Origin of the sequence: Breznakiella homolactica, assembly GCF_016616095.2 — a bacterium.
Classification (GTDB): Bacteria; Spirochaetota; Spirochaetia; order Treponematales; family Breznakiellaceae; genus Breznakiella; species Breznakiella homolactica.
Map to the genome: position 1 here is coordinate 2,808,266 of NZ_CP067089.2, position 24,696 is coordinate 2,832,961.

Consider the following 24,696-nt stretch of genomic DNA (forward strand, 5'->3'; position numbering starts at 1 on the left):
GGCCGACACGCCGCCATCATCCTTTTACCATGACAGGACCCGCAGCACCGGTAAAAACGGGTGTATTCCGGCTTGGAAGACCCTGTGCTCCCCCTACTATGCTTCCCCTCATCCTTGACAGGCCCGTGGAAACGAAAGTACTATACAAGCCAGGATTTTACAGTACAAAAAAGGAAAACTGTACCTGCAGGGAGAATTGGTATTCGGAGGTTCGAATCCTCCGGTCTCCGTATTACCCCGCAGCCAGGAACCATGCGAGCAGACACCGCCCAACTCCGCCAGGTCCGGAAGGAAGCAACGGCAAGCGGCTGCCTGCGGCGCCGTGGCATCCCTGGTTACGGGGTTTTTTTTGTCGCCCTTCATGGTATACTAAAACTATGGCATACGAAGTAACCGCCACCCGGCGGCGTCCAAAAACATTCGATGAACTCGCCGGACAGGATTTTGTGGTCGCCACCCTGAAAAGCTCCATCGAAACCGGCCAGATAGCCCACGCGTACCTTTTCTCCGGCCCCCGGGGATGCGGCAAAACCAGCGCCGCCCGTATTCTCGCCCGGTCCCTCAACTGCGAAAAAGGCCCCACCGCGGTTCCCTGCGGCGAATGCGCGAACTGCCGGGAGATCAGCCGGGGCGCGAGCATGGATATCATTGAAATTGACGGCGCTTCCAATACCAGCGTAAACGACGTGCGCCAGATCAAGGATGAAGTCCTGTTCCCGCCCAACTCCGGCCGGTATAAAATATACATTATCGACGAAGTGCACATGCTCTCCAACAGCGCCTTCAACGCGCTGCTCAAAACCATTGAGGAACCGCCCCCGTATATCGTCTTTATCTTCGCCACCACTGAACTCCACAAGGTGCCGGCCACCATAAAAAGCCGCTGCCAGCAGTTCGCGTTCCGGCTTATTCCCATTGAAACCATTTCCGGCATACTCCGGGCGACCTGCGATGAAATGAATATCCAGGCTGAGGACGAAGCCCTGTTCTGGATCGCCAAGGAATCCACCGGCAGCCTCCGGGACGCGTATACCCTGTTTGACCAGGTGGCGTCTTTTTCCGACGGCCATATCCGGGCGCAGCTTATCCGGGAGAAACTCGGCCTTATCGGCCTGGACACCATGAACGCCCTGGCTGAAGCCTGCGCGGCCAGCGATACAGCCGCGGCTTTCGGCCTCATCGATTCGATCCTCGAGAGTGGGGTTGCCATCGAACAGTTTGTCATAGACCTGGCGACCTATTACCGCAGTATCCTGCTGCTCAAAAACGGTATCACCCGGGAATCCCTGCTGGGATATACCCCGGACCGGTTTTCAGCGGCCGTGACCGGAGCCCTGGATTCAATCCATATTGAACGGGCCGTCTCCCTGCTGCTTGATCTGTACCGGGATATACGCTATTCCGTTTCGCCGCGGTTTGAACTCGAAACCGCGGTTTCCAAACTGTGCTGGCTCGGCAAATGGATCAGTCCGGCGGAGATGGGTCAGGCAATTTCCGCCATTAAAAACGGCGCCTTCAGTGCCGGGATACCAGGGCCGGGGTCCCATGGGTCCGGAGGGGCTGAAAAAAAAAGCCCGCCCCAGGGAGGGATAGCCCACCCTTTAGCTGACGCCGGGGGTGCACCTCCTCCGGCGGATACATCGTTTTTTGAGGACCGGGAACCCGGCGGTGCGCCCGAAGGAATCAATCTGTCCGAGCCCGGCGCTTTTACGGAGGGTTTCAAACGGTTTCTGGCGGCCAAGGAAGCCGGCACTCCGCTGTCCGGCGGGATTGCCCCGGAGGAATCTCCGGAGCATGTTTTTCCCGGGGAAGATCTTCCCGAAGAGGAAGCCGGTGCGGCAACGGACCACGGGACCGCGGAGGAAGATGATTCAGCCGCCGCCGATCCGCCAGGAGAGGACCTTTCCCGGATACGGGAGGAGGTTATTCAGAAACTGAACCGCGACCGGGGCATGCTTGCTTCGGCGCTGACAAAATCCCTGGCCTGGGAATGGGACGGGGAAAAACTTACCATTGCGGTTCAGGATCCGCTTACCGCGGAGCTGATAAAGAAGGATAGCACCGTAATCCGGGACCTGCTGGGGGAATACGGAGTACGGGTCGGGAACTTCACCGTTACGGAACGGAGCGGCCCGCCCCCCGGACCGGATGCGGCGGTCCAGGGAACCGCGCCCCAGCTGGAAATTGTCCGCCAGATTTTTCGGGGAACCATAGTAAAAGATCATTAATTTGGAGTATCCATGAATATAAACCCTTTTGATATTCTGAAAAACGCCCAGAAGATACAGGAACAGATGGGGTCCATCCAAGAGAAACTGGGGAACATCGTTGTCACCGGCACCGCCGGGGGTGGTATGGTAGAAATCGACATGAACGGCAGGATGGAACTTACGGATATCCGGATAACCAAAGAAGTGGTGGATCCCGCTGATATCCCCATGCTGCAGGATCTTATCAAGGCGGCCTTTGCCAACGCCTCGGAAAAGGCAAAAGAAGCGGTAACCGCCGAAATGGGAGCGCTGGCAGGCGGCATGGGCATGCCTCCGGGCTTTACGGGATAACCCATGAACGCCATTGATAAACTGGTAGCCCTGCTCAGCAAGCTTCCGGGGATCGGTAAAAAAAGCGCCGGCCGGATGGCGTACCACATGCTCGATTCCGATCCCAGCTACGCCAATACGCTGGCGGAACAGATTGCATCCCTCCATACACGGATCAAACGCTGCTCCCTATGCGGCAGTTTTACCGAAAGCGATCCCTGCCCCATCTGCACCGACCCCGGCAGGGATCCGGCGCTGATCTGTGTGGTGGAACGGGCCCAGGACGTACGGGTCATTGAGGAATCCCGGGAATTCCGGGGACGGTTCCATGTGCTGGGAGGACTTATTGCGCCCCTGGAAGGGATCGGCCCGGACGACCTGACAATCGGCCAGCTTATAAGCCGGATACGGAGGGAAGGCACCCGGGAGGTTATTCTCGCGATGAATCCCACGGTCGAAGGGGACACCACGGCGCTGTATCTCCAGAAAATGCTTAAGGAAACCGGGGCTGAAGTCACCAGGCTCGCCTCGGGCCTGCCCGTGGGCGGCGACCTGGAATACGCGGACAGGCTCACCCTCTCCCGGAGTTTCCGCGGCCGGGTTAAAATGTAACCCCCATTCCTCAGACACCCCCCAGGAGCCGGCCCCACCCGTTGCCCGAAATGTCCGCCCATACCCAGCGCCCCTCAACGGCAGGGCACCCGCATTATTTCAAGGGCAGAAGCCCCGCAGCATGGGGAGAACACGGTAGCGCGGGGTGTCTTCAAACCAGAGGTTTGTATGAAAAGAAATATCGCCCTGCGAGATTTTTTTCATATGACGGGCCCCGAGGAATTGGTAGTTCCATGCTACGGGACTGCAGCATGGTTATATACTGCGGGTACCCTGAAAGCACTACAGCCTCCGGTACACCTCGTCAATTATTGGATTGAGAGACCCTACATCAAATCCAAGATCCGCCAGGCGTTTCCGCTCACCGCTGTCCGCCCAGTCCATAAATGGATCCGAATAATGGTCCCGGAGAAAGCTGAACACGAGATTTTCCGCCTCTTCCGGAAGGGTGTAGATAAAACCTTTTCTGGTACCAAGCTGTTTTCTGATTGCCGCTCTGGTTTTAGCGAGGAAACGGTCCTGGTACAGATCGTATGAACGGCCGGAAAGTTCCCTCAGCCGGTCCGAGACGGACCCGGTCAGGACTTTCCGGGAGGTATCCGCCGGAGCCGGGGTCCGGGGAATTTTCCGTTCCGGGGTTTTCCCCGCGGGAGGAATTCCGGCGGTTTTCCGGTTCGCTTTTTTCTTCTTAGCCATGTTTTTAACTCCGGTTTTTACTTTTTTTACATTGCCACTTCCCGGGGCGGCTTTCGGCCGGCCGGTTTTTGCGGCGGTTCCGGTTTTCCCGGAACTTTTTTTCCGGGATACGGCGGTTTTCTTCCGTTTGCGGGGCCCGGGTCTTTTGGGAACCCGGTCCGTTCCGGCAGGCGCATCCGGTTCCGCCCGGGCAGGCTGGGACAGGGATGCCTTGAGAAGGTTCCAGCGCCGCTGCAGGTAAATATCCCCCTGGATCGAATAATAGTACCCTGTCACCAGGGATGACAGCACCGAAGCCAGAATTTCATCATCCCGGTTTTTAGTGCCCCTTCCCCGGCGTATGGTCAGGTAAATATCGTAATTTTTTGTATTGAATTTCCTGGAATACAGAAAAAGGATTCGCTCAAAAGCAGGATCGGCAACGAGATTCCAGTATTTGTAACAGTACGCCAGGGTCTGATCCTCAATACCCGTGATGTCCGGAGAAATTTCAATCCGCTTCAGATCTTCCGGCGAAAATTCGATGGCGGAAAAATCAATAAACGGATGATTTGCCCCGGGGCCGTTTTTTCTTTGGAGCAGATAGGACTCTCGGTCCTGCCGGAGCAGCTGCCGCCGCTCCCGTTCAGCGTCGAGGGCTTCCTGTTTTCTGCGGCGGCGGAGTTCCTCCTGTACAACCCCCAGGGTTTCGGTCACGTACGCCCGGACAAGCTCGACCGCTTTGGCCATGCTTTTTACCCGGTAATTGAGGCTCTGGGCGTACCGGGAGTACCGTTCAATGCCGGATACGGCTTCGAATTTTTCCTTGGGAAGCACCATCAGCAGGTTTTCCGCTGTTTTAATTGTGGAATAAACATCCCTGGGATTGTAGGATTCCGCCTGGCCGGCGATATAATCAATGGTGCGTTTTATCCGGTTAAGCGAACGCTCACGGAGTCCGTCATAGGCCCTGTGGAGAAGCGCGGGATATGCCGGATCCCTGCTTCGGTAGGCCCGCATTATGGCGGTCCGGAGTTCATCCTCGGGATACCGGATTTTGAGCCGGTTCCGGTACAGATCCAAAGCCGCCTGGGATCGGCCGATGGCGCGGAGTTCATAGTACCGTTCAATCTCAGGATCGTTATCCGGCTCAAGAAAGGGATATTCCAGCCGGAGCAGTTCGTCCTTGATGTCGAGAACACTCATGCTGTAATTATCGGGAAAAAAGGGATACATTGCAATTGAGTTCTGAGCCTAATACATGGTATGGTGAATTCATGAAATATCCACACAGAATATCCGGCAGCGCCGGTTTCAGCAGCGCTTTGCTGATTCTCCTTGCCAGCACCGCATCATGTTCCCCCCAGGACACCGCCCTTGGGGATGGGCTCTTCGCCCGGATCACCACATCCCGGGGTGATATTGTGGTCCGGCTGGAATACCAGAAGACCCCTCTCACGGTCTGCAACTTCGTGGCTCTGGCCGAGGGAACCATGAACATCGCCGGCGGAAAACCGTATTACGACGGATTGACCTTTCACCGGGTTATACCCGATTTTATGATCCAGGGCGGCGATCCCCTGGGCAACGGGACCGGCGGCCCCGGATACCGCTTTCCCGATGAAATCGTCCCATCCCTGCGTCACGACGGCCCCGGAGTACTCTCCATGGCAAACGCAGGTCCCGGTACCAACGGGAGCCAGTTTTTTATCACCCATAAGGAAACGCCCTGGCTCGACGGCAACCATACCGTATTCGGCAGGGTCGTCGAAGGGCAGCGGGTGGTCAACGCTGTCAAGCAGGACGATACTATAGAAAAAATCACCATTATCCGAAACGGAAATGACGCCAAGGCGTTCAAAGCCGACCAGGCCGCGTTCGACGGGTATCTGCGGGACATCCAGTCCGCGGAGGCCGGCAAAGCAAAGGCCAAGCGTGACGCCGACATTGCCCAGATTGAAGCGAAATACCCCAATGCCACCGTAACCCCCTCGGGACTGCGGTACCAGATTCTCAAAGAAGGAAGCGGCCCCAAGGCTGAACCGGGAAACACCGTTGCCCTGGCGTATAAGGGAATGTTTATTTCCGGAGACGTTTTTGACGGTTCCGATTTCCACGGCCAGCTGCTGGAATTCCCCCTGGGCTCGGGACGGGTAATTCCCGGATTTGATGAAGCGGCAAGGGAAATGCGCCGGGGAGAAAAACGGCTCGCCGTAATTCCGCCGGAGCTCGCCTACGGCGAGCGGGGCGCGGGAAACGGCGCCATCCCGCCAAACGCCTTCCTGGTTTTCGAACTGGAACTGGTCCGCCTGGATCAGTAACGAGGCCGCCTGCGGTGTAAAAACCGCAGTGCCGGCGCCAAGGGCCTTTCCCTGTGAATGACGGACCCCGGCAGCTGTATCTCCGCGCTTCCGGGCTGGCCGGTGATAGCAATACGGATTCTCCGCTATTCCCCGTTAATTATATGGTAGTCCCGGTCCGTCAGGGAAAAGTAGCTGAACGCCCCGGATGTGCCCCGGATACTCATGTCTTCAAAGACAAATACCGCTTCCGCGTTGTCCTGGGATTCCACCAGGGCTCTGCCCTGTTCGTATCCCAGGGCAAAAACTCCGGTGGACAGGGCGTCCGCGTCTATGGAATGGTCGGTAACAATGGTGACCGACAGGAGGCCGTTGCTGACGGGATATCCGTCTTTTCCGGAAAGGATATGATGGTACCGTATTCCGCCGGATTCAAAGAACCGCTCATACACCCCGGAGGTCACCATGGTTTTGTCCCTGACTTCCATGATCCCGAGGTAGGAACCCCGGAGTCCCGAAGGATTCTGAATGCCGATCCGCCAGGGAGCGCCGCCTTCCTTTGTCCCATAGGCGTAAACATTCCCCCCAAGGTCAATAATAGCCCGGGGAATTCTCGCCTTGGCGATGATCCGCGCCGCCTCATCCGCGGCATACCCTTTGGCGATGGCCCCTAAATCCAGGCGCATCCCCGGTTCTGTCAGAAAGACAGTCCCGGCATCTTCGTCGACCCGCACGTTGCGCCAGTTCACCAGCGGCAGAACGGCGTCTATTTCTTCCTGCCGCGGGATCCGGGCATCGTCGGATCCGATATTCCACAGCTTGACCAGGGGCCCCACGGTAGGGTCAAAAGCGCCGCCGGTAAGTTCGGCAAAATAAAGCGACCGCTGAACAACCTCAAGGACATCCCGGTGAACCGCCACCGGAGCGATCCCGGCATTGGCATTGACGGCTTCCACATCGGTTCCGTCCATGTTGGCGCTCATCCGGCTCTCAATTTCCCGGAGTCTGGAAAATATCTCCCGGTATACCTTCGCGTTACCCCTGTTGTAGAGGTTTACGGTACAAACCGTACCGAGAACAAATTCCGACTGAGCTGGTATCTGGTTGGCGCAGCCGTTAACGGCGGAAAAAAAGCACACCAGAACCAGGGCGAAAACCACTTTTCCGGTTTTATGAAATGAAATGTAATGCATAACTATACGATACCGGTTCCTCGGCTTTGCCGCAACACCTATGCCGAATCACCCCTAAGACTTTTTCCGCGTGTGGCAGGACAGTCGCAGATATACCGGGAAGCGGCACAGACGTATGGTGTGAATAGATTCTGCGGTGTATCGGCTGGAAAAAAAATATCCCTGCGGGTATTTCTTTCCATCAGACGGCCCCCAAGAGCAGCAGCTCCATACGTCTGTGCCAAGTACACTTTATATTGCCGCTGTTCTGTCCGGCGTTCATACCGGAGAAAAACAGTAATCTTCTTGTTTTCCGCGGTCCGATGAGTTATGATAATTTCTATGGAAGCCGGGAACAATTCACAGGATATATTCGGGAAAAAAATATTTTTTCTGTATCCTTCATCTTTGGTTCAGAATGAAATCGTCGGGGAACTTATTCAGCAGGAATTTGAAATATACTGCACCAGGGAGCACAAAAACCTCCGCCGGGCCCTCAAGAAGTACCCTAATTCCATTCTGTTTATCAATATCGACGATGGTATGCCCGAAAAGGAATGGGAAACCTATATCCGGGGACTCCTGGGGTCTTCGGAAATCACCAATTTGAAAATAGGAATACTCACGTCCTCCGGAAATGAAGCCATTCACCGGAAATACGTAAATTCCGTAAAGGTGCACTGCGGGGTAATTCCCATCAAGTCCAACGTAACCAACGCCACAAAACTCATTTTTGATACCCTTCAGACCTGTGAGGCAAAGGGCCGGCGGAAATATATCCGGGCAACTACGGAAAATGAGACCATGACCACCATAAACATTCCCCATGACGGGAGCTACATCAACGGAACAATCCGGGATATCAGCGCCGTGGGGCTGTCATGTTCCTTCCAGGAAGATCCGAATCTGGAGAAAAATTCCTATTTCCAGGATATACAGCTTAAACTCCAGAGCATGCTCCTCAAGGTTGAGGGCATTGTTTTCGGGTCCCGGATGGAAGGCATGGCCAAGGTATACGTCATCCTCTTTACACAGAAGATCGATCCCGATGTCAGGATGAAGATCCGCAAATATATCCAGTCAAACCTTCAGTCCAAAATGGATCTTGAACTGCGGTAAGAACCGGATTTCCGCGGAGCCGGTCCGAAAGGAATTGTATGCCTTATATTGCAGATAAAAACCGATACACCACCATGACGTTCCGGCGGTGCGGCCGTTCCGGCATCCGGCTTCCCCTTGTCTCATTGGGGCTCTGGCAGAATTTCGGCGGGGAAGGAACCTACGAAAACGCCCGCGCCATGGCGCGGACCGCCTTTGACCTGGGAGTAACCCATTTCGACCTGGCCAACAACTACGGGCCGCCCCCGGGATCCGCGGAGGAAGCCTTTGGCCGTATACTCAGGGATGACCTGCGCCCCTACCGGAACGAGCTGATTATTTCAACAAAAGCGGGATTTACCATGTGGGAAGGACCCTACGGCGACTGGGGGTCACGGAAATACCTTTCAGCAAGTCTGGACGACAGCCTCCGGCGGATGGGCCTCGACTATGTGGATATTTTTTATTCCCACCGCCCCGATCCCGAAACGCCTTTGGAGGAAACCATGGGGGCCCTTGCCCAGGCTGTCCGGTCGGGAAAAGCTCTGTACGCGGGGATCTCGAATTACCCGGCGGATACCGCCCGCAGGGCCGCGGTGATTCTCAGGGAAATGGGGACACCCTGTCTCATCCACCAGCCCCGGTACCATATGTTTGAGAGAACCATCGAGAAAGGCCTTCTGGATGTCTGCGCCGAAGAGGGCATCGGTATTATGGCGTATATGCCCCTTGCCCAGGGGCTTCTCACCAATAAATATCTCCATGGCATACCCGCCGATTCCCGGGCTTCCGCGGGAAGGACCTCTTTAAAAACCGATTCGATAACCGGAGAAACCCTCGAAAAAATCCGGGCGCTGCAGCAGCTTGCCCTTGAACGGGGCCAGAGCCTCGCGCAGATGGCCATAGCGTGGACCCTCCGGGATGAACGGGTCAGCAGTTCCCTGATCGGAGCGAGCCGGCCGGAACAGATCACCGAAAACATCGCGGCCATAGCAAAGCTGGACTTTTCGGCGGAAGAGCTTGGGGAGATCGACAGGATTCTCGGGTCCGAGGGGAAATAAAAAAAGCCGCCCGAAGGCGGCCTTTTTTTATTTCATTTAATCCAATCCGAACATCTTGATTCCCTCATCGGGGAAACGTTCCTTAACTTTGGCGAGGGCATCATGGATCATCCGGGCTTCATCTTCGTCGCACCAGATCACCAAGGTAAAATTCTCCTCGGGCCATACGGAATCCCCCATTTTGGGTCCGGAACGGCCGACGCCGTGTACGCTGTTGTACTTCGTATAATACTTTCCCACGCCGGCATCAAGAAACGCCTCAAGGATATTCTCCTCCACGGAGTTGTTCGCCATGATTTCTATCCGCTTCATTTTTCAGCCTCCCGGGCCTGTTTTTTTGTTATACCCGCGGCGATGCGCTGGCGCCGGGCTTCCGCCTTGGCGCGGCGCTCATCGGAGCGTTTGTTCATGATCGCGTAGATCGCGGGCATCAGGAAGAGGGTCATCAGGGTTCCGAAGGACAAGCCCCCCAGAACGGTTTTCCCGATGGGCGCCACCAACTCCGACCCTTCACCGGGGAAGAATGCCATGGGGAGCAGACCGAGTACGGTGGTCAGGGTTGTCATGAGAATAGGCCGGAGCCGGTTTCCCGCGGCTTCCACACAGGCGTCATGGAGATTCATCCCCCGTTTGCGGAGCAGGTTGGTGTAGTCCACAAGGACGATACCGTTATTTACGATAACCCCTACCAGAACGAGAAGCCCTACCGCGGTCAGAATATTGAAGGTATCGCCGGTGACCAGATAGATGGCCACGATACCAATTACCGACAGCGGTATGGTAAAGAGAATAATAAACGGATCCTTGAAGGATTCGAAGAGACTGGCCATGACCCCGAATACCAGGAGCACCGCCACCGCCATGATGAGCACGAGACGCTGCAGATACTTCATCAGGTCGGCGTAGTCGCCGGCGTATTCGATGATAACATCATCCTCAGCGGGAATCTCAGAGGCAATAAGGTTACGGACCTTTTCCTCTACCTCATTCAGCTTGGCCTTGGGCACCGTACCGGCGGTAACGTGGATAACCCGGCTCTGGTTTTCCCGGTTGATATCGATAGGTCCGGTTCCCAGAGAGTAGGACGCGAAATTCGACAGGGGAACCCGTCCCGCCGCGGGACTCATGACAAAAATATGGTCCAGATCAGGGAGGGAACTCCGGTCAGCCTCCGCGAGAATGACGACCACATCGTAGTCATTGCCGCTGGTTTTATACTTGGTTGCCGTGATTCCGTCCACCGCCGCCTTGATTTCATTCCCCACGGTGTAGGTGTTGAGCCCCAGAGCGTACATCCGCTCCCGGTCAATCACAAGCTCAACCTGGGGAAGCCCGTCATTGAGATCCACCGTGGGTTCGGTAACCTCCGGCAGCCGCTCCCGAAGGAGGTCGGCAATCCGGTCGGCGATGACTTTGCCTTTGACGAGATCCTCGGTCCGGATAATAATATCGACGGGATTTCCTCCCATCATATTGCCGCCGCCGCTGCTGCTGAAGGAGAACGAAACCCCGGGGAACTCATTGAAGTGCTCTCTGAGTTTCGCTTTAATATCGTCCGCCGTATCGATCCGTTCATTGTAATCCAGCAGGTTGATCCGGAGGCTGCCCTTGTAGCTTGAGGATCCGCCGAAAAATCCTGAGTCACCGGCGCTCAATATCATCCGTTCGTACCCTTCCACTTCCCGTTCCGCGATCACCTCAAGCTGCTTCATCACCGCTTCGGTCTCAGGCAGGGGCGTTCCCACGGGAAGGGACGCATTGATCGTAACCGAGTCCGCCTCCTGGCTGGGCATTAACACGAACCCGATTACCGGGATCAGGAAAAGGCTCCCAACAAAAAGGACAAGAATGATCCCAATCGTTATCAGTTTGTGCCTGAGCACCTTATCCACGGCGCGGCGGTAGGCATTATCCAGCCGCACAAAAAAGCGCTCAAAAACACCGTCAACCTTACCCAGAGAGCCCTTGAGGGGTTTCTGTTTGCGGGTCGTAACGGGGAGGTAATGGCTCGCCAGCACCGGAATGAGAATAATAGCTACCAGCAGGGATGTACCCAGGGAGATAACCACCGTAAAGGACAGTCCGGCGAACATCTCGCCGACTATTTCAAGCAGGCCCTGGAACATAACCAGCGGCGCGAATACACAGATGGTGGTTAGGGTAGAAGCCACAATGGCGACTATCATTTCCTGGGTACCAAGCACCGCAGAAGCGTTCAGCTTGGCCCCTTTTTCGCGGTACCGGACGATGTTCTCCAATATAACGATGGAGTTGTCCACAAGCATACCGACCCCCAGGGCAAGACCCGCCAGGGTCATAACGTTGAGGGTAAGTCCGGCGAAATACATAAACATCAGGGTAAAAAGCAGGGATACGGGAATGGTGATCCCGATGATCAGTGTCGGTTTGATTGACCGGAGGAAAATAAACAGGATAAGGACCGCCAGCAGCGCTCCCTGGATCGCGGAGGATGATACCTGGTTGATCGAATTCTCGATAATATCAGTGGTGTTGAATATTTCGGTAATCTTGATATCCTGCGGAATTTCCCGGGCGATGCGGACCAGCCTCGTCCGAAGCTCATTGGCGGTCTGCACCGAGTTCTTGCCGCTCTGCTTCTGCACCAGGATCTGGACAGCGGGGGTGCCATTTACGTAAACGGTGTTTTCTTCATCTTTGTATCCCTCGAATACGTCCGCGATATCCCGGAGCCGGATAGTACGGGACGGTTCAACCTGTCCGTTTACCAGACCGCCGCCCTTGTAGGCGATTACCGTTGACCGTATCTCATCCAGGGAGGTGTACTCGCCCATGGTGGTCAGAATGTATGAGAGTCCCTGTTCGGTTATGGACCCCGCCGCGACCTGGGTATTCTGGGTAGCCAGCATGGACTGGATCTGGGTTACCGTAAGGTCGTACGCCTCGAGCCGGCTCTGGGGGATTTCAACCCGGATGATCTTTTCCCGTCCGCCGGCCACCATTCCCATGGCGACCCCGGGAACCTGTTCTATCCGGGGAAGAATCGTATCTTCGGCGATTTCCCGGAGCTCCTCCGGTGACCGGTTGCCCGTCACCATCAGCCCCATGATCGGAATCATGGAAGGGTCAAACTTGAAGATCATGGGTGTGTCCGACCCGGTGGGCAGGTACCGTTTGACCATGTCCAGGTTGTCCCGGACGGAGTTTGAGGCGTCAGCCAGATCCGTCCCGTAGGAGAATTCCATCATGACCACACTCGATCCTTTGGACGACGATGACGTCATTTTCTCCAGACTCGAAACATTCGAGAGGACCCCCTCCAAAAGGCGGGTCACCGAGCGCTCAACCTCTTCGGGTCCGGCGCCGGTATAAGTGGTCATAACCACGAGAATCGGCATATCGATTTCGGGGTACAGGTCTATGGGGAGGTTAAACGCCGCAAACAGACCCAGCATTATAAGAATGACAAAGATTATAAAAATCGTTGTCGGTCGGGAAACTGCGGTTTTTGCAAAACTCATTAATTAATCCTGCCTTAGTTTGTTGCGCTCAGCGGAGCGGTGTGTTCTACCACATTGACCCGGACTCCGTCTTCCAGAAGGCTCTGCCCTCTGACAACGATCTCGTCTTCCGCGTTGAGCCCCTGCTGAACCTCAAGCACCCCGTCAATCAGAATCCCCGGGGTAACAACCTTCCGCCGCACGATTTTAAAGGCGGGGTCAGAGGGATCAGGCTCAACGGTAAATACGTAATTCTCACCGAAGCGCTGGACCATCGCGGTGGATGGAATTTTTACGATATTGTCTTTCTGCTCGGTAATGATCCGCACCTTGGTGAACATGCCGGCCTTGAGTTTCGATCCGGGATTTTCCACATTTACCCGGACCTCCATGGTCCGTGACGCGGGATCAACCACCGGACTGATTTCGCTGATAGATCCCCGGAATGATTCCCCGGGATACGCGTCCAGGGTGATCACCGCCGGCAGACCCAGGGCCATCTTTGAGATAAAGCGTTCAGCCACAAAGAGTTTTATCTCCAGGGCGCCGCCGCCGGATACCCGGGCAATCGGGGTTGCCTGGGTGATGGTCATACCGACCTGGGCCGGAAGCGAAACGATTGTACCGGCGATCGGTGATTTCGCGACGCCGGGAACGTATTTCATGCCCGGGCGGGAGGGGTCAACCACCGCGATGGGGGTGTCCTTCCAGACACGGTCCCCCACGGCAACGCGCAGCGCGGTAATCTTTCCCGCGGCGTCGGAAAACACATCCACCGTGGATCCCGCCACAATATCGCCGGACAGCATCAGGTAATCGCTGATCTGACCCTGCACTGCGGTGGTTGTGTTGACGGCAAATACGGGAACAGCCTCTTCGCCGCTTTTATCGCCCCCGGCCTGGGCGTTTTCGCCGCAGCCCGAAAGTACCAGTAAAATCACAACAGCAAAAGCTGAAAGCGCTAATCCATTGGGTTTCATTTTTTTCATGATCCATTAACTCCTGGAAAGGGTGCCGAAGGGCACTCCCATGGCATATTCAAGGTCAATAAGACCCATTATGTAATTGTATTTTTCCTTAAGAACTTCCAGCCGGGCTTTCTGCTGTTCCAGCCCCGCGTTCTGGACTTCGAAATAATCGTTAAGCCCAGCCTCAAAGGCCTGTTCCGTCAGATCGTAGCTCTGTTTCGCCAGGTTTTCCGTCAGCTTGAGCGCCTCGATGTTTCCCCTGGATTTTTCAAGCTGAAGCACATAGCTGTAGATTTCAACTTCCGTGCCGCGGACAGCCTGGGCCAGGGAGATATTGAGGCTCCGGATGGTGTCATCCAGTTCCTTTACTCCCAGGGCTTCGGAGGTAAACGGCAGGAGACTGCTGAGCCGGTACGCCAGGGTAACCCGGAACATACCGCTGCTCTGCTTCCAGCCGTCGTCCATGAACCAGGAATCCGACAGGGGATCACCCTGGAAGGCCGGATCGGCGGTCCAGGCCAGGGAAAGAGTCGGGGTATACACCTGGAAAAAAGTCGCCTTTCTGCGGCTCTGGAGGAGCGTCAGGTTCTGTTTTAATTCCAGGATATCCGGCTTGTTTGAAGATGCTTTGGAAATAAGCTCTTCCGTGTTGAGCAATACGTAATCCAGTTCCTCGCCCGCGGGGATTAAATCTATTTCAGTCCCGTACGGAAGCCCCAGATTCATGGCGAAAGCCGCGATACTGGTTTTTATTCCGTTTTCCAGCTCATCCATGGCGGGTTTAAGGTTTTCCATGGCGACCCGGGCCTGGAGCAGGGTCAGCTCAGGGGCAAGACCGGCGTTGTAGTTGGCGTCCGCCATCTCTACCCGCCGCTGGGCGGTGGCGAGATTTTCATGCATCAGATCCAGGTTTTCCTGAAGCAGGAGAATTTGGTAATAGGACTTGCGGACATCCCGTTCGAGCTGTGATTTCGCCTTTTCATAGGAAATAAGCCCTGATTCATAGTCCAGCCTGAGCATGCGCATGGCTTCGAAAAGTCCGAAGTTGATATTGAGGCCCACCGAGACGCTGCCGGATAATACCCACTGGGGAACTTCATAGGAATAGGGAACCACCGTCCCGGTCACGGGATCGATGCCTATGGTCATTCCGGTGGAGGGAGAATTAAGCCGGCCCAGGGTACCGCCGATATCCACCGTGGGAACCAGGGAATTCCAGGCGTACTTTGATGTCCGTTTTTTTGTTTCCGTGGTAATCCGGGTGGATTCCAGGCCAAGGTTGTTTCTGATGGCCAGTTCGACCGCTTCATCAGGGGTCATCCGCTGGACTTCCTGGCCGTATACCGGAAAGGCGAACACGGAAAAGAGAAGTGCCAGCAGGGGCAGACGCGTCAGCCCCCTTCCGGCACCGCGGAGGGTTGTGGTCATAATGAGACTCCTTGTAACTTGCTTTCCGGAACGTGGTTTGCCACCGAAGCCGAAAAGACAGTTCGCTGTAATGGCCCGCATATTGCGCGGCCGGATACGGCTTCTTGCCGTTTTATGTAAGTTCTTAGATTATAGCGCAAACATTTCACAAATTACCATCCTTCCAGGCCTAAAACCATAAATTTGTATAGAATTCTGATACTTTTATCAGGAATTTCAGAATAGTTTCTGCCTTTTTTGTCTTTCTGCATAAGCACGGTGACAATCAGAAAAAGCATCCATTGGGAAATCTTGTCCGAATAGGAAGCATCATAGGTATCCGGAATAGTGGTTCCGCTTCCTTTGGTTTGAAGCTGCGCGAAGATACGGTACATCTGCGGCGAAGCGTCGATTTCCACATCGATCCGCTGAACGCGGATCCAGTCCAAGGCAACGAGAATTTCGGGACGTCTGCGGAGGTATTCCGCGATGGTAAACACCGCCAGGTACAGCTGCTCCGCAATCACCGGAGAGCGGACCACCGCCGCTTCAATCCGGTTGGTTATGCGTTCCATTTCGGTAATAAAAAACCGGGAAAGCATATCCTTTTTGTTTTTAAAGTGAAAATAGAGGCCGCTTTTCGACCGCCCGGAACGGCGGGCGACCATATCCATGGAAGCGTGCCACGGGCCGGCTTCGGCCACCACCTGGGCGACAGCCGCTAAGAGACTGTCGTCTTCTTCTTCGAAACTGCTTTCACGGACAATCGCTTCGAGCCTGGAAAAATCAATGGTGTCTATTTCCCCTTTATTGAACCCCAGACCGCTGGAAATTTTTACTTCCATGTCACGGATAATTTCATCTGATTCCCGGCGGTCCACCGCCCGCTCAGGGGTGCAGTTGGATTTATATCTGAGGCTGATAATAAAGAAAGCCGTTACTCCCGCCAGATGTATAGCCGAAGGGTAAACGCCGGAACAGTTTTCCAGGGAATACAGCCGGGAAAAATCGATTCCCCGGGCGGTCATCTGTTCATTCATATTCCGGCAGGGATTGGTGTTCTCGTATATTTCCATCATGGTAAAACAGAAAGCGTCGGGATTGGCAAGATAGAATCCGGCAATGCCCCGCACCATGGTAAGAACCCCGTCCACCATTGCTTCGGTTTGAAGGGCTTTTTCAAAAAAAGGCTTTATATAGGCGCTGTACCGGTTAAAAAAATTCTGGTACATGGCATCCAGAAGAGCGTCTTTGTTTTTAAAGTGGCGGTACAGCGCGGGTTTTGTAACACCGAGATGGTCGGCTACCTTGGAGAGACTTGTATTCCTATAAAAGTCCTCCCCCCAAACGGTGAAGGCAGCATCAATAATATCTGTCTGCGTCATAAGTTACCGACCGGTCGTTAACATAGACAAAAATACTAACCCGGTCAAGAGAAAACAAGGAAAAAATAACAAAATGTTATATTTTACTGCCCTTTTCTTCCCTCCGGGCCAGGATAAAGAGAAAATCCGAAAGCCGGTTCATGTAACGCAGCACCGCGGAAGGAACCGCATCTCTCCGGGCCAGGCTGACGATACGGCGTTCCGCCCTGCGGCAGACGGTTCTGCAGATATCAAGTTTGGCGGCGCCCGGGGCGGCTCCGGGAAGGACAAAGCATTGGACCGGGTTTTCCGCTTCCAGCTTTTGTATATCCTCCGTGATCCGGCCGGCGGCAGCGGAAACGGAACCATCGGGCCGGGAATTCCCGGGGTCGGCCAGGAGTCCACATACTTCGAAAAGATCCCGCTGCACCGTTTCCAGGGCGGTTTTCGATTGTTCAGAGATCCCGGAACATCGGGCATCGCCGAGAAAAGCGCTGAGTTCATCCAGGGTTCCGAGACATTCGATCCTGAGATCGTCCTTGGATACCCGTCCGCCTGACAGGAGTCCGGTTTCGCCCCGGTCTCCGCCGCCGGTTGAAATTCCCATGGAAATCCTCCCTAATTCCCGCGCGCCGGGGCGAGCAGCGCCGGCATCCGGTCAAGAAACGCGGCCAGGGAATCCCCGGATGGCAGGCTTCCCTGAAAAAACGACGCGCCGCCGCCGCCGGACCCTCCCGACTCGGCCAGGGCATCCTTAAGGAACGGACGGAGGTCGATACCTTTGTCCGATGTCAGAACCGCGAATTTTCCGTCCCTGAGAGAGGCAAGGGCAAACACCGCGGGACTCATCTTCTGCGCGGCCCGGGCGATGCGGAGAACGGTATCCATATCTTTATCAGGGAATTGGCGCACCACCACCGCCGGACCGCTTCCGGCGGCTAATCCCGCTTCCCGGATCATCTCTTCCGCGGCAAACCGGGCACATTCATCTTCGTTTACCTGGAGCTTTTTTTCCATTTGGTTAGCCCGCTCCAGCAGGGCAAGCACCCCGCCGGCGGTCTGATCCGGGGGAATTTTCAGCACCCGGGAAATTGCGTCCGCATTTTCCCGGAGCAGGCGGCTGTCCCGGAGAACCCTGCGCCCGGCGATAAAGGATATCCGGCTTTTGCCTTTGTATTTTTCCGCCCCCAGGATACGCAGTATGCCGATTTGGCCGGTTGAACCCAGATGGGTTCCGCAGCAGGGAGAAAAGTCATATCCCGAGATTTCGACCACCCGGATGACCGCTTCTCCCCGGGGCGGGACCTTCCGCAAAGGAAAGGAATGTATATCCTCCGGCGGACACAGGTGCAGAACCACCGGCGTATCCGACTCAATGGCATCCTGAACCGCTTCCTCCGCGCGGACCAGTTCTTCCGGGGTAAATTCATCTTTTTCAACATCAATAGTACAAACAGCATCACCCAGGTGCATGGAAACCGTGGCGGCCCCGGTCTGTTTAAGGATAGTTGCCGACAGCAGGTGCTGGGCCGTATGGTGGACCGTTAAATCCCGGCGCCGGCCGGGATCGGCCCGCAGTTCCGCCGGCCCGGGGCTGAGTTTCAGGCCGTCCTCCTGGGATACTAAATGCAGGATCTCCCCGGCTTCTTCCCGGACATCGAGAACCTGAAAACCGTTTACCGTGCCCCGGTCCCCGGGCTGGCCGCCGCCCTCGGGATAAAAGGGCGTTGTATCCAGAATCACTCCCCAGAGTTCCCCCGACGGAATTATTTCCAATATCTCCGCGGATACTGTTTCTCCGGCGGGAATCGTATAGTATGCGGTTTCGGTTTTCATGGTACCAGTATTACCGAGAATTGGGCGGGAAGCAACCACGGCAAGAAATGGAATAGAAAAATAGAAAGTACCTATTATGCGTGGTATACTTGGCATAAACAGGCCTGGTCTGATAGTACAGGTCGTTTGAATTCGTTTCCACAAAAATATTACCTGATTTTTGGAGAAAGCTATGAAAAGGTATTCCTGGTTTGCGGTACTGGCACTTTTTATCGGGACATTGTCCGGATGCGACAACCCGGTAGGTTCCGGCGGCACCTCCGGAGACGGTTCCGGCGGACCATCCGGTTCCGCGGAAGTAAAAGTGGCGGCCCCATCGTTTTCAATACCCCAGGGTGAACTTGAAAACGTTCCGGAGACCGTCTCTTTTTTATGTGACACCGCCGGGGTCACATTTTATTATACCACCGACGGCACCAATCCGACGTCGTCCTCCGCTTCGGGGAATTCGATGGTAATAACAGAGGCGGTAACCCTACGGCTGATCGCCAAAAAGAGCGGATTCACCGATTCCGATATTGTCAGCGCGGAGTATACGGTCAAGGACAGACCCAGCAATGAAGCGCGCCTTACCCAGCTGGGGCTCTCCGCGGGGATTTTTACCCCGGCATTTTCCGGTGACATCGGGGCATATACGGTCATAATCCCGGATTCCGCGGGATCGGTTACCCTTACCCCGGTTGCCCGGGGCCCGGGGGCGGCAATAAAAATCAACGGCTCAGAAGCCGTATCAGGGTCGGAAAGCGGGCCGGTCACGGCCAGCAACGGCGGTCAGGCGGTTATCACCGTATGCGCTCAGGACGGAACAACAAACAGGACCTATACGCTCACATTCAAAACCGCCGGTTATACATCCTGGACCGAGACCGCCCTCAACGGATCACGGTCAACCAATGCATGGCGGTACGCCGCCGGGTCCGATGACGGAAATATACTTATAATCGCGGGTAGTTCCACATATGTGGACAGCCAGAAAATAAAGGATATTTATCGTTCGAATAACGCGGGCGCGACCTGGTCAAAATGCGAAGCCGCCGGATCACAGTCATGGAGTGCCCTTGCCTGTTCATCCGACGCGCAGACCATCGCGGCGGCGTATGACTACAACTACGGTGACAACAGGATTATTGTTTCCCGGAACGGCGGGAATTCATGGTCCGTCCCCCAGAAGCTGGGCGACGGCACCATAACCGCAGTCCGCATGTCGGACACGGGAAAGGATATATACATCCTGACCACGGGCTATCAAATTTCCGGTCTCTATAGGTCTTCCGATTACGGATCTACCTGGACAGAAATTGTACGCCCCGCAGCCATCAACACCTGGACGGATATCGCCTGTACATCGTCGGGGGCAAAGGTAATCGCCCTGGGAACTAAAACCGATTTCCCGGACCGCGGCACCCATATTCATACATCGGAAAATTATGGGATAACATGGACAACCGCAAAACTAACGCCGGACACTGGCCAGACATACAGCACCTACCTGGCCATAAGCGGCGATGGAACGAAAATGGCGGTTTCGACAAACTTTCAGGCGGATTCATGGTACAAGGAGGTATACTACTCCGATAACAGCGGAGCATCCTGGAAGAGATTGAATTACAATTGGTTCTCCAGCTACTATGTCACCAGCATCTATTTTTCAAAGGACGGAAGCAAACTCTTCTGCACCAAGAAAAAAGATTCCAATCCCAACGCACAGGACAACGAATACTACCTTTGGCGTTCCGACAACGGAAGTGAATTTCAGCTGCTGACCACCGACGAAAAACCATGGATCGTCACCCTCGCGGTATCCAACAACGGCAGCAAACTGCTGGCCCTCTCCGCGGACGAAGATGGATCCTTTTCCAGTTACCCGCGGACATCCACCGACTCCGGCGCCTCCTGGACCGTGCGGGAAAATATCGGATACCGGGACTGGCGAAGGGTCAGGATGTCCAGGGACGGCCTTACAGGGATTGCCTTTTTCCGAAGCGCCAATTCCTACAATATGAAAGGCAAACTCATGGTGAGTACCAATTCAGGCCAGACCTGGACAGAAAAAGAAAGCGCCGGGAGGAGAGACTGGCGGGATGCGGCGGCCAGCGGGAACGGGCAGGTTATCGCGGCTACTTCATATGAATTTCCCGACACAACCCACCATATATCCGTTAACGGAGGAAATTCCTGGAGTATTGTGCCGGTTTCCGGGGGATGGACGTATCCCACTGCTTTTGTGTCCGACGACGGTAATACCATTTTATTTGCCAATGATTTCGGAAGAATGATGGTATCCGGGGATAGGGGCTCCTCCTGGCGTGAAATATTGAAACCAGGGGATAGTAACAACTCTTCATTCCCGGCGTACGGATTGTCCGCTGACGGAAACACGATAATAGCCGCCGGTTTTGAAGTATGGATTTCACACGATAAGGGCGTGACGTGGACGAAAACATCACCCGGCGGTGCCCAATACATTAATGTCAACGGGACCGCGGTCTCCGCAGATGGCAGGTATATAGCTTTGACGGAAATAACGAACAATAAGGTCTATGTTTCCGCGGACGGCGGGGAGAGCTGGGCGGCAAAAACGATTCCCGTAACCGTGAAACAGTGGACCGGCATTTCAATTTCCGACGACGGCCGGGGAATCGCCGTAACCGGATGTTCAACAATAGACAGCTATTCAAAAGAAGTTACCGGAGCGGGTCCTCTCGTTATTTCATTTAACAGAGGAGAGACCTGGAATGAATGTTATCCGGCTGGTTCGCGGCTGTGGACCAGTGTGGCGGTGACCGGGGACTTTTCGGGCATCATCGGTTCCGCGTTATTTGAGATAGGATTATTTAAAAACGGCGGATAATATATTTTTTACACTTGGATACCGTATCCGCTTCGTGCCAACCGGCCGCGGCTGGCCGGAACAGTGCCTGCCGATGGCTTTATGGTACGATTCGGGTATAGTTTTAGTAAGAGCCATTATTATAGCAGGGTTTTGGTGTCAACCTCGACCAGGTATCTGCCGCAGCCCTTCTAGTATCCCGGAGGCCTCCCGGGTACAATAGAACAAATGCGGAACAAATTAACCAATGAACTGGCGGTCTGCGGCTTCAATGCCGTACACGCCCTGGGTGAATTCCACCCGGAACAGATAAACCGGCTTTTCCTGCGGGAAGACCGTCTCCCTGCCTTTACCAAGGTCTGCAAACAGCTTGCCGAAGAAAAGAGGCCCTACAAGCTCTGCGAAGACGAAGAACTGGAGCGGCTCTGCAAAAGCCCCCGCCACCAGGGCGTGGTGGCCATGATCGAGGAACCGGTTATCCGGGATCTGACAGCGGAAGAACTTGACCGATGGGCCCGGGAAGGGAAAACAGGGCTGCTTCTGAGTTCCGTGGGAAACGACAACAATCTTGGGGCAATCATCCGTTCCGCGGCTTTTTTCGACGCGTCATTTATCATACTGTCCGACGGCGACCGGGAAGCGCGGCTTACCACCAGCGCGTACCGGGTCGCCGAAGGCGGCATGGAACATGTGGAAGTGCGGAAGGTCCGCCGGCCCGAGGCTTTTGTACGGGATGCGGCGAAAAAACTGGTCACCATCGGCGCGGACCACCGGTCCCGGCTGCGGATCCGGGACATTAACCGGATCATCGGCGAGGAGCGGCAGAAGCTGCAGAAAAAACAGTCTCCCGGCGGACAGTACGTTCCGGGCATACTGCTGGCAGTGGGCAACGAAGAACGGGGACTCGCCCCGGGTGTCAGGGAACATTGCGCGATCCTGGCAAGGATTCCCGGTACCGGCAATATCGAAAGCCTCAATGTCGCCCAGGCGGCAACCCTTTTCCTCCATGAAATCTTTGAATCGTGACGGGTTTGACCCGGGAACAGCCCTGGCGCTTTTTCTGTCCCGTTTAAAGGCTGAAAATTTTGACAGTGAATCCTGCGGGGATTTTCTTACGGCCGCGGGGAGTCTGCCCCTGGATGTGCCCCTGATCCGCGAGATCGTTGAATTCACGGATAAAGCCCGGGACCGCAGTGTTCCCGCCGCGGAATGTGCCCTTGGGAAAAAAATTGAGCGGCGGTACAGAAAAGTACTGTTCGTCCAGCGGGAACTGCACCGGCTCGATTTTAAAAAGGCTTCGCCGGCGCGGTCTTTTGAGGATTTCATCTTCGGCCAGACTGATTTTTCAGCCTACGAAAAAATAAGCGCGGAAGACTTCGAAGGGCTTTTCCTCGCCGGCATGGAGGATTATACCGACGGATTTTTTACGGCCGGGCTGGGTATGGCCAGGGAAGAGGCAAAAACCATCGCCCGCACCGGATACAAAAAAGACGGGGATAATTTCATCCTGGAAAAAAAACATCCCGTGGTATTATCGGTGATGCGGACCATCCATACGGCTCTGGAATTCGCGCCCCTGCTGGACAAGGAAATCCTGGCGGAGGAAACCGGCCTTGTATTCGATTTCCTGGAGGAAAACAAAATCATCGACAGGACCTTCGGGGAAGGCCTGGATAGGAATTTCAGGGATATCTTTGCCTGCATTTTAGGTCTCTTTCATAATACCGGAACAATCCAGGCCGATGGAACAGAAACCCGGCTTTTTACCGCGCCGGCAAAGGGGCGGTACTGTTTATGCGCGACCTTTGCCCCGGAGAATAAAGCCCATACCATGGTGATGGTTCCGTCGGATCTGCCCTTCCCGGGGACCGCCGCGGGAGACAGCGAATCTCCCAGGGATTTTATCTTTTTTCCCCAGGGGCGGCTGGTCCGGGACAGCCGGAACCGGCTCGTCCGGGCGTGAGCCGCGGCTGCAGCAGACCCGCAGAATGTCCCGCGGTCAGTTACATCCCCCGGCGGAACCGTCATTGAACCGTTCTTCATCCGCCCAGAGCCCCAAAGCGGGGTTTGAAATGAAAAATACACGTTCCCCGGAAACCGTATTCCAGCCGAGGTTAAGGGTATTGGGATTGTACCGGTCACAGTACTCCTGAAGATCTCCCCACTGGTAACCCACGGATTCTATTTCGGCTTTGGACAGCCCCGGACCGGGACAGTACCGTACGGTAAACCGGCCTTCGGCGGATCCGTGGATAAGGTGGGCGGCGGCGCTTAAAGAATCCGCCAGTTCGGAATCACTTCCGATCCGGTCCTTGATTTCCCCGGTCGGGCGGTATCCGTGGCGCCGGATAAGCCGGTCTATGCCGGGGTCCTCCCCAAAGGCCACAAGCCCGGGGGCGAGGATAATAAGTTCGGCGCCGTCGGCCAGGGCCATCCGGGTCCGGTAGATGCTTTTATTGCCCAGCCAGGTACTGCGGTATTCCCGGGGATCGAGGTACACCACGGCTTTCCGGAGGGGCTTTTTCAGAAGTTTCACGTTAAGTCTGCGGGAAAGAGCGGCGGCCTTTTCAAAGCAATCTCTGCCGAATCCCACATAGAGGCCCCGGACAGCCAAAGATGCCCGGGGAGCGCCCGCGGCTTCCGCTTCCCGGTCCGACCGCGGACCGAGAACCGTCAGGGCGAAGAGTATGGGAGGAAGGTATTTGCCGAAACGCCGGTGGCCTTCGTCCAGCAGCGCCCTGACGGGTGTATCGGTGCGGCCCATGAGGCGCTCCAGACCGTAGCAGGCGCCCATGAAATGGCTTTTGTCGATGGATTCCTTGCCGCCGGTACCGATAAAAATATTCTTGAGATGATTCGCCATTCCCACAACTTCATGGGGAACCACCTGTCCGATGGAAACCGCCAGTGAAAACCCGCCGTCCCTGAGGAGCCGGTTTACCTGCACCGGCCAGTCAAAGGCGGAAGCTCCGCCGGATACGGCCTCGACCCAGGATGCTTCCAGCCTGCCGAGTTCCGCCACATCCCTGCGCCAGTCGTGGTTCCGGAAAAGCTCCGGAGGCGTTCCGGGAAACATCCGGATAAGCTCCTCTTTTCCCATGGCCGCGTGGGTACCCAGGGCGGGCAGCACCGCGCCGAGCCTGCCGCTGGATTGCCCGAGCAGTTCCCGGGCGGCTATATCGCACAGGAACCCGGCCCGGGAATGGTACCGGGTTCCGTCGGGGGGCAGCAGCAGCACCGGACGGGGATCGCCGGTATCCCTGAGGGCAAGCCCCAGAGCTTCGGAAAAGAGTTCATCTATTTCGCGGTCCGACAGGTCGAGGTGGAGACCTTCCTTGGCAAGATAGGTCATTG

19 protein-coding genes and 1 other RNA gene are annotated in these 24,696 nt (G+C 55.5%); 10 read left to right on the forward strand and 10 right to left on the reverse strand.

The genetic code is table 11. The features are described from left to right. Positions 1-241 precede the first annotated feature (241 nt). The 4 genes from ffs (at position 242) to recR (ending at position 3,152) form a co-directional block, all read left to right on the forward strand. An RNA gene (gene ffs, locus JFL75_RS12710) (signal recognition particle sRNA small type) lies at positions 242-340 on the forward strand. Positions 341-377: 37 nt separating this feature from the next. Next, positions 378-2,228 carry a DNA polymerase III subunit gamma/tau gene (gene dnaX / locus JFL75_RS12715; RefSeq protein WP_215627051.1) on the forward strand — a complete coding sequence of 617 codons (1,851 nt, stop codon included), beginning with the start codon at positions 378-380 and terminating at the stop codon, positions 2,226-2,228. Positions 2,229-2,240: 12 nt separating this feature from the next. Continuing rightward, positions 2,241-2,561 carry a YbaB/EbfC family nucleoid-associated protein gene (locus tag JFL75_RS12720; RefSeq protein ID WP_215627052.1) on the forward strand — a complete coding sequence of 107 codons (321 nt, stop codon included), beginning with the start codon at positions 2,241-2,243 and terminating at the stop codon, positions 2,559-2,561. 3 nt (positions 2,562-2,564) lie between these two features. Further along, a complete protein-coding gene (recR, locus tag JFL75_RS12725; RefSeq protein ID WP_215627053.1) occupies positions 2,565-3,152 on the forward strand; it encodes a recombination mediator RecR in 588 nt (195 codons plus the stop codon). Positions 3,153-3,434: 282 nt separating this feature from the next. On the opposite strand, the gene JFL75_RS12730 is transcribed toward recR, so the two are convergent. Further along, positions 3,435-5,033 (reverse strand): hypothetical protein, encoded by a 1,599-nt coding sequence (locus tag JFL75_RS12730; RefSeq protein WP_215627054.1) that lies wholly within the window; start codon positions 5,031-5,033, stop codon positions 3,435-3,437. Positions 5,034-5,104: 71 nt separating this feature from the next. Here JFL75_RS12730 and JFL75_RS12735 point away from each other — a divergent pair, with 71 nt between their 5' ends. Further along, positions 5,105-6,148, forward strand: coding sequence for a peptidylprolyl isomerase (locus JFL75_RS12735; protein ID WP_215627055.1), 1,044 nt, complete (start codon positions 5,105-5,107; stop codon positions 6,146-6,148). Between the two features lie 125 nt (positions 6,149-6,273). On the opposite strand, the gene JFL75_RS12740 is transcribed toward JFL75_RS12735, so the two are convergent. Then, positions 6,274-7,320, reverse strand: coding sequence for an FAD:protein FMN transferase (locus JFL75_RS12740; protein ID WP_215627056.1), 1,047 nt, complete (start codon positions 7,318-7,320; stop codon positions 6,274-6,276). A gap of 309 nt (positions 7,321-7,629) precedes the next feature. Here JFL75_RS12740 and JFL75_RS12745 point away from each other — a divergent pair, with 309 nt between their 5' ends. Together JFL75_RS12745 and JFL75_RS12750 are read left to right on the forward strand one after the other, a co-directional pair. Further along, positions 7,630-8,418, forward strand: coding sequence for a PilZ domain-containing protein (locus JFL75_RS12745; RefSeq protein ID WP_223292646.1), 789 nt, complete (start codon positions 7,630-7,632; stop codon positions 8,416-8,418). Positions 8,419-8,456: 38 nt separating this feature from the next. Then, positions 8,457-9,458: an aldo/keto reductase gene (locus JFL75_RS12750; protein WP_215627057.1), complete on the forward strand. Its 1,002-nt coding sequence runs from the start codon at positions 8,457-8,459 to the stop codon at positions 9,456-9,458. 36 nt (positions 9,459-9,494) lie between these two features. On the opposite strand, the gene JFL75_RS12755 is transcribed toward JFL75_RS12750, so the two are convergent. The 7 genes from JFL75_RS12755 to JFL75_RS12785 form a co-directional block, all read right to left on the reverse strand. Next, entirely contained in the window at positions 9,495-9,770 is a 276-nt protein-coding gene (locus JFL75_RS12755) for a PG0541 family transporter-associated protein (RefSeq protein ID WP_215627058.1), read from the reverse strand. Next, entirely contained in the window at positions 9,767-12,958 is a 3,192-nt protein-coding gene (locus JFL75_RS12760; protein ID WP_215627059.1) for an efflux RND transporter permease subunit, read from the reverse strand. Before JFL75_RS12760 ends, JFL75_RS12755 begins: the two co-directional genes overlap by 4 nt. A gap of 14 nt (positions 12,959-12,972) precedes the next feature. Next, a complete protein-coding gene (locus JFL75_RS12765) occupies positions 12,973-13,926 on the reverse strand; it encodes an efflux RND transporter periplasmic adaptor subunit (RefSeq protein ID WP_215627060.1) in 954 nt (317 codons plus the stop codon). Positions 13,927-13,932: 6 nt separating this feature from the next. Next, a complete protein-coding gene (locus JFL75_RS12770) occupies positions 13,933-15,333 on the reverse strand; it encodes a TolC family protein (RefSeq protein ID WP_215627061.1) in 1,401 nt (466 codons plus the stop codon). A 152-nt stretch (positions 15,334-15,485) separates the two neighbouring features. Then, positions 15,486-16,697, reverse strand: coding sequence for a TetR/AcrR family transcriptional regulator (locus tag JFL75_RS12775; RefSeq protein ID WP_215627062.1), 1,212 nt, complete (start codon positions 16,695-16,697; stop codon positions 15,486-15,488). 76 nt (positions 16,698-16,773) lie between these two features. Beyond that, the gene (locus JFL75_RS12780; protein ID WP_215627063.1) at positions 16,774-17,283 is read right to left on the reverse strand and encodes a cob(I)yrinic acid a,c-diamide adenosyltransferase; all 510 of its coding nucleotides are present in this window, start codon (positions 17,281-17,283) and stop codon (positions 16,774-16,776) included. A gap of 11 nt (positions 17,284-17,294) precedes the next feature. After that, the gene (locus tag JFL75_RS12785) at positions 17,295-18,512 is read right to left on the reverse strand and encodes an alanyl-tRNA editing protein (protein WP_215627064.1); all 1,218 of its coding nucleotides are present in this window, start codon (positions 18,510-18,512) and stop codon (positions 17,295-17,297) included. Between the two features lie 172 nt (positions 18,513-18,684). Between JFL75_RS12785 and JFL75_RS12790 the strand changes: the two genes are divergently transcribed. From JFL75_RS12790 to JFL75_RS12800, 3 genes are all read left to right on the forward strand, one after another. Continuing rightward, positions 18,685-21,363, forward strand: a complete 2,679-nt coding sequence (locus JFL75_RS12790; RefSeq protein WP_215627065.1) for a VPS10 domain-containing protein — start codon at positions 18,685-18,687, stop codon at positions 21,361-21,363. A 207-nt stretch (positions 21,364-21,570) separates the two neighbouring features. Continuing rightward, positions 21,571-22,368 carry a TrmH family RNA methyltransferase gene (locus tag JFL75_RS12795; RefSeq protein WP_215627066.1) on the forward strand — a complete coding sequence of 266 codons (798 nt, stop codon included), beginning with the start codon at positions 21,571-21,573 and terminating at the stop codon, positions 22,366-22,368. Next, positions 22,349-23,305, forward strand: a complete 957-nt coding sequence (locus JFL75_RS12800) for a hypothetical protein (RefSeq protein ID WP_215627067.1) — start codon at positions 22,349-22,351, stop codon at positions 23,303-23,305. The genes JFL75_RS12795 and JFL75_RS12800 overlap by 20 nt, the downstream gene beginning before the upstream one ends. 36 nt (positions 23,306-23,341) lie before the next feature. On the opposite strand, the gene JFL75_RS12805 is transcribed toward JFL75_RS12800, so the two are convergent. Then, entirely contained in the window at positions 23,342-24,694 is a 1,353-nt protein-coding gene (locus JFL75_RS12805) for a nickel-dependent putative hexonate epimerase (RefSeq protein ID WP_215627068.1), read from the reverse strand. Positions 24,695-24,696 lie beyond the last annotated feature (2 nt).

Excerpts from the sequence above, each read along its gene's own strand:
- JFL75_RS12755 (WP_215627058.1), bottom strand. The coding sequence starts at position 9,770 with ATGAAGCGGATAGAAATCATGGCGAACAACTCCGTGGAGGAGAATATC.
- dnaX (WP_215627051.1), top strand. The coding sequence starts at position 378 with ATGGCATACGAAGTAACCGCCACCCGGCGGCGTCCAAAAACATTCGAT.
- JFL75_RS12790 (WP_215627065.1), top strand. The coding sequence starts at position 18,685 with ATGAAAAGGTATTCCTGGTTTGCGGTACTGGCACTTTTTATCGGGACA.
- JFL75_RS12765 (WP_215627060.1), bottom strand. The coding sequence starts at position 13,926 with ATGAAAAAAATGAAACCCAATGGATTAGCGCTTTCAGCTTTTGCTGTT.
- JFL75_RS12760 (WP_215627059.1), bottom strand. The coding sequence starts at position 12,958 with ATGAGTTTTGCAAAAACCGCAGTTTCCCGACCGACAACGATTTTTATA.
- JFL75_RS12780 (WP_215627063.1), bottom strand. The coding sequence starts at position 17,283 with ATGGGAATTTCAACCGGCGGCGGAGACCGGGGCGAAACCGGACTCCTG.
- JFL75_RS12745 (WP_223292646.1), top strand. The coding sequence starts at position 7,630 with ATGATAATTTCTATGGAAGCCGGGAACAATTCACAGGATATATTCGGG.
- JFL75_RS12775 (WP_215627062.1), bottom strand. The coding sequence starts at position 16,697 with ATGACGCAGACAGATATTATTGATGCTGCCTTCACCGTTTGGGGGGAG.
- JFL75_RS12800 (WP_215627067.1), top strand. The coding sequence starts at position 22,349 with ATGAAATCTTTGAATCGTGACGGGTTTGACCCGGGAACAGCCCTGGCG.
- JFL75_RS12770 (WP_215627061.1), bottom strand. The coding sequence starts at position 15,333 with ATGACCACAACCCTCCGCGGTGCCGGAAGGGGGCTGACGCGTCTGCCC.
- JFL75_RS12720 (WP_215627052.1), top strand. The coding sequence starts at position 2,241 with ATGAATATAAACCCTTTTGATATTCTGAAAAACGCCCAGAAGATACAG.
- JFL75_RS12730 (WP_215627054.1), bottom strand. The coding sequence starts at position 5,033 with ATGAGTGTTCTCGACATCAAGGACGAACTGCTCCGGCTGGAATATCCC.
- JFL75_RS12795 (WP_215627066.1), top strand. The coding sequence starts at position 21,571 with ATGCGGAACAAATTAACCAATGAACTGGCGGTCTGCGGCTTCAATGCC.
- JFL75_RS12805 (WP_215627068.1), bottom strand. The coding sequence starts at position 24,694 with ATGACCTATCTTGCCAAGGAAGGTCTCCACCTCGACCTGTCGGACCGC.
- JFL75_RS12750 (WP_215627057.1), top strand. The coding sequence starts at position 8,457 with ATGCCTTATATTGCAGATAAAAACCGATACACCACCATGACGTTCCGG.
- JFL75_RS12740 (WP_215627056.1), bottom strand. The coding sequence starts at position 7,320 with ATGCATTACATTTCATTTCATAAAACCGGAAAAGTGGTTTTCGCCCTG.
- JFL75_RS12785 (WP_215627064.1), bottom strand. The coding sequence starts at position 18,512 with ATGAAAACCGAAACCGCATACTATACGATTCCCGCCGGAGAAACAGTA.
- recR (WP_215627053.1), top strand. The coding sequence starts at position 2,565 with ATGAACGCCATTGATAAACTGGTAGCCCTGCTCAGCAAGCTTCCGGGG.
- JFL75_RS12735 (WP_215627055.1), top strand. The coding sequence starts at position 5,105 with ATGAAATATCCACACAGAATATCCGGCAGCGCCGGTTTCAGCAGCGCT.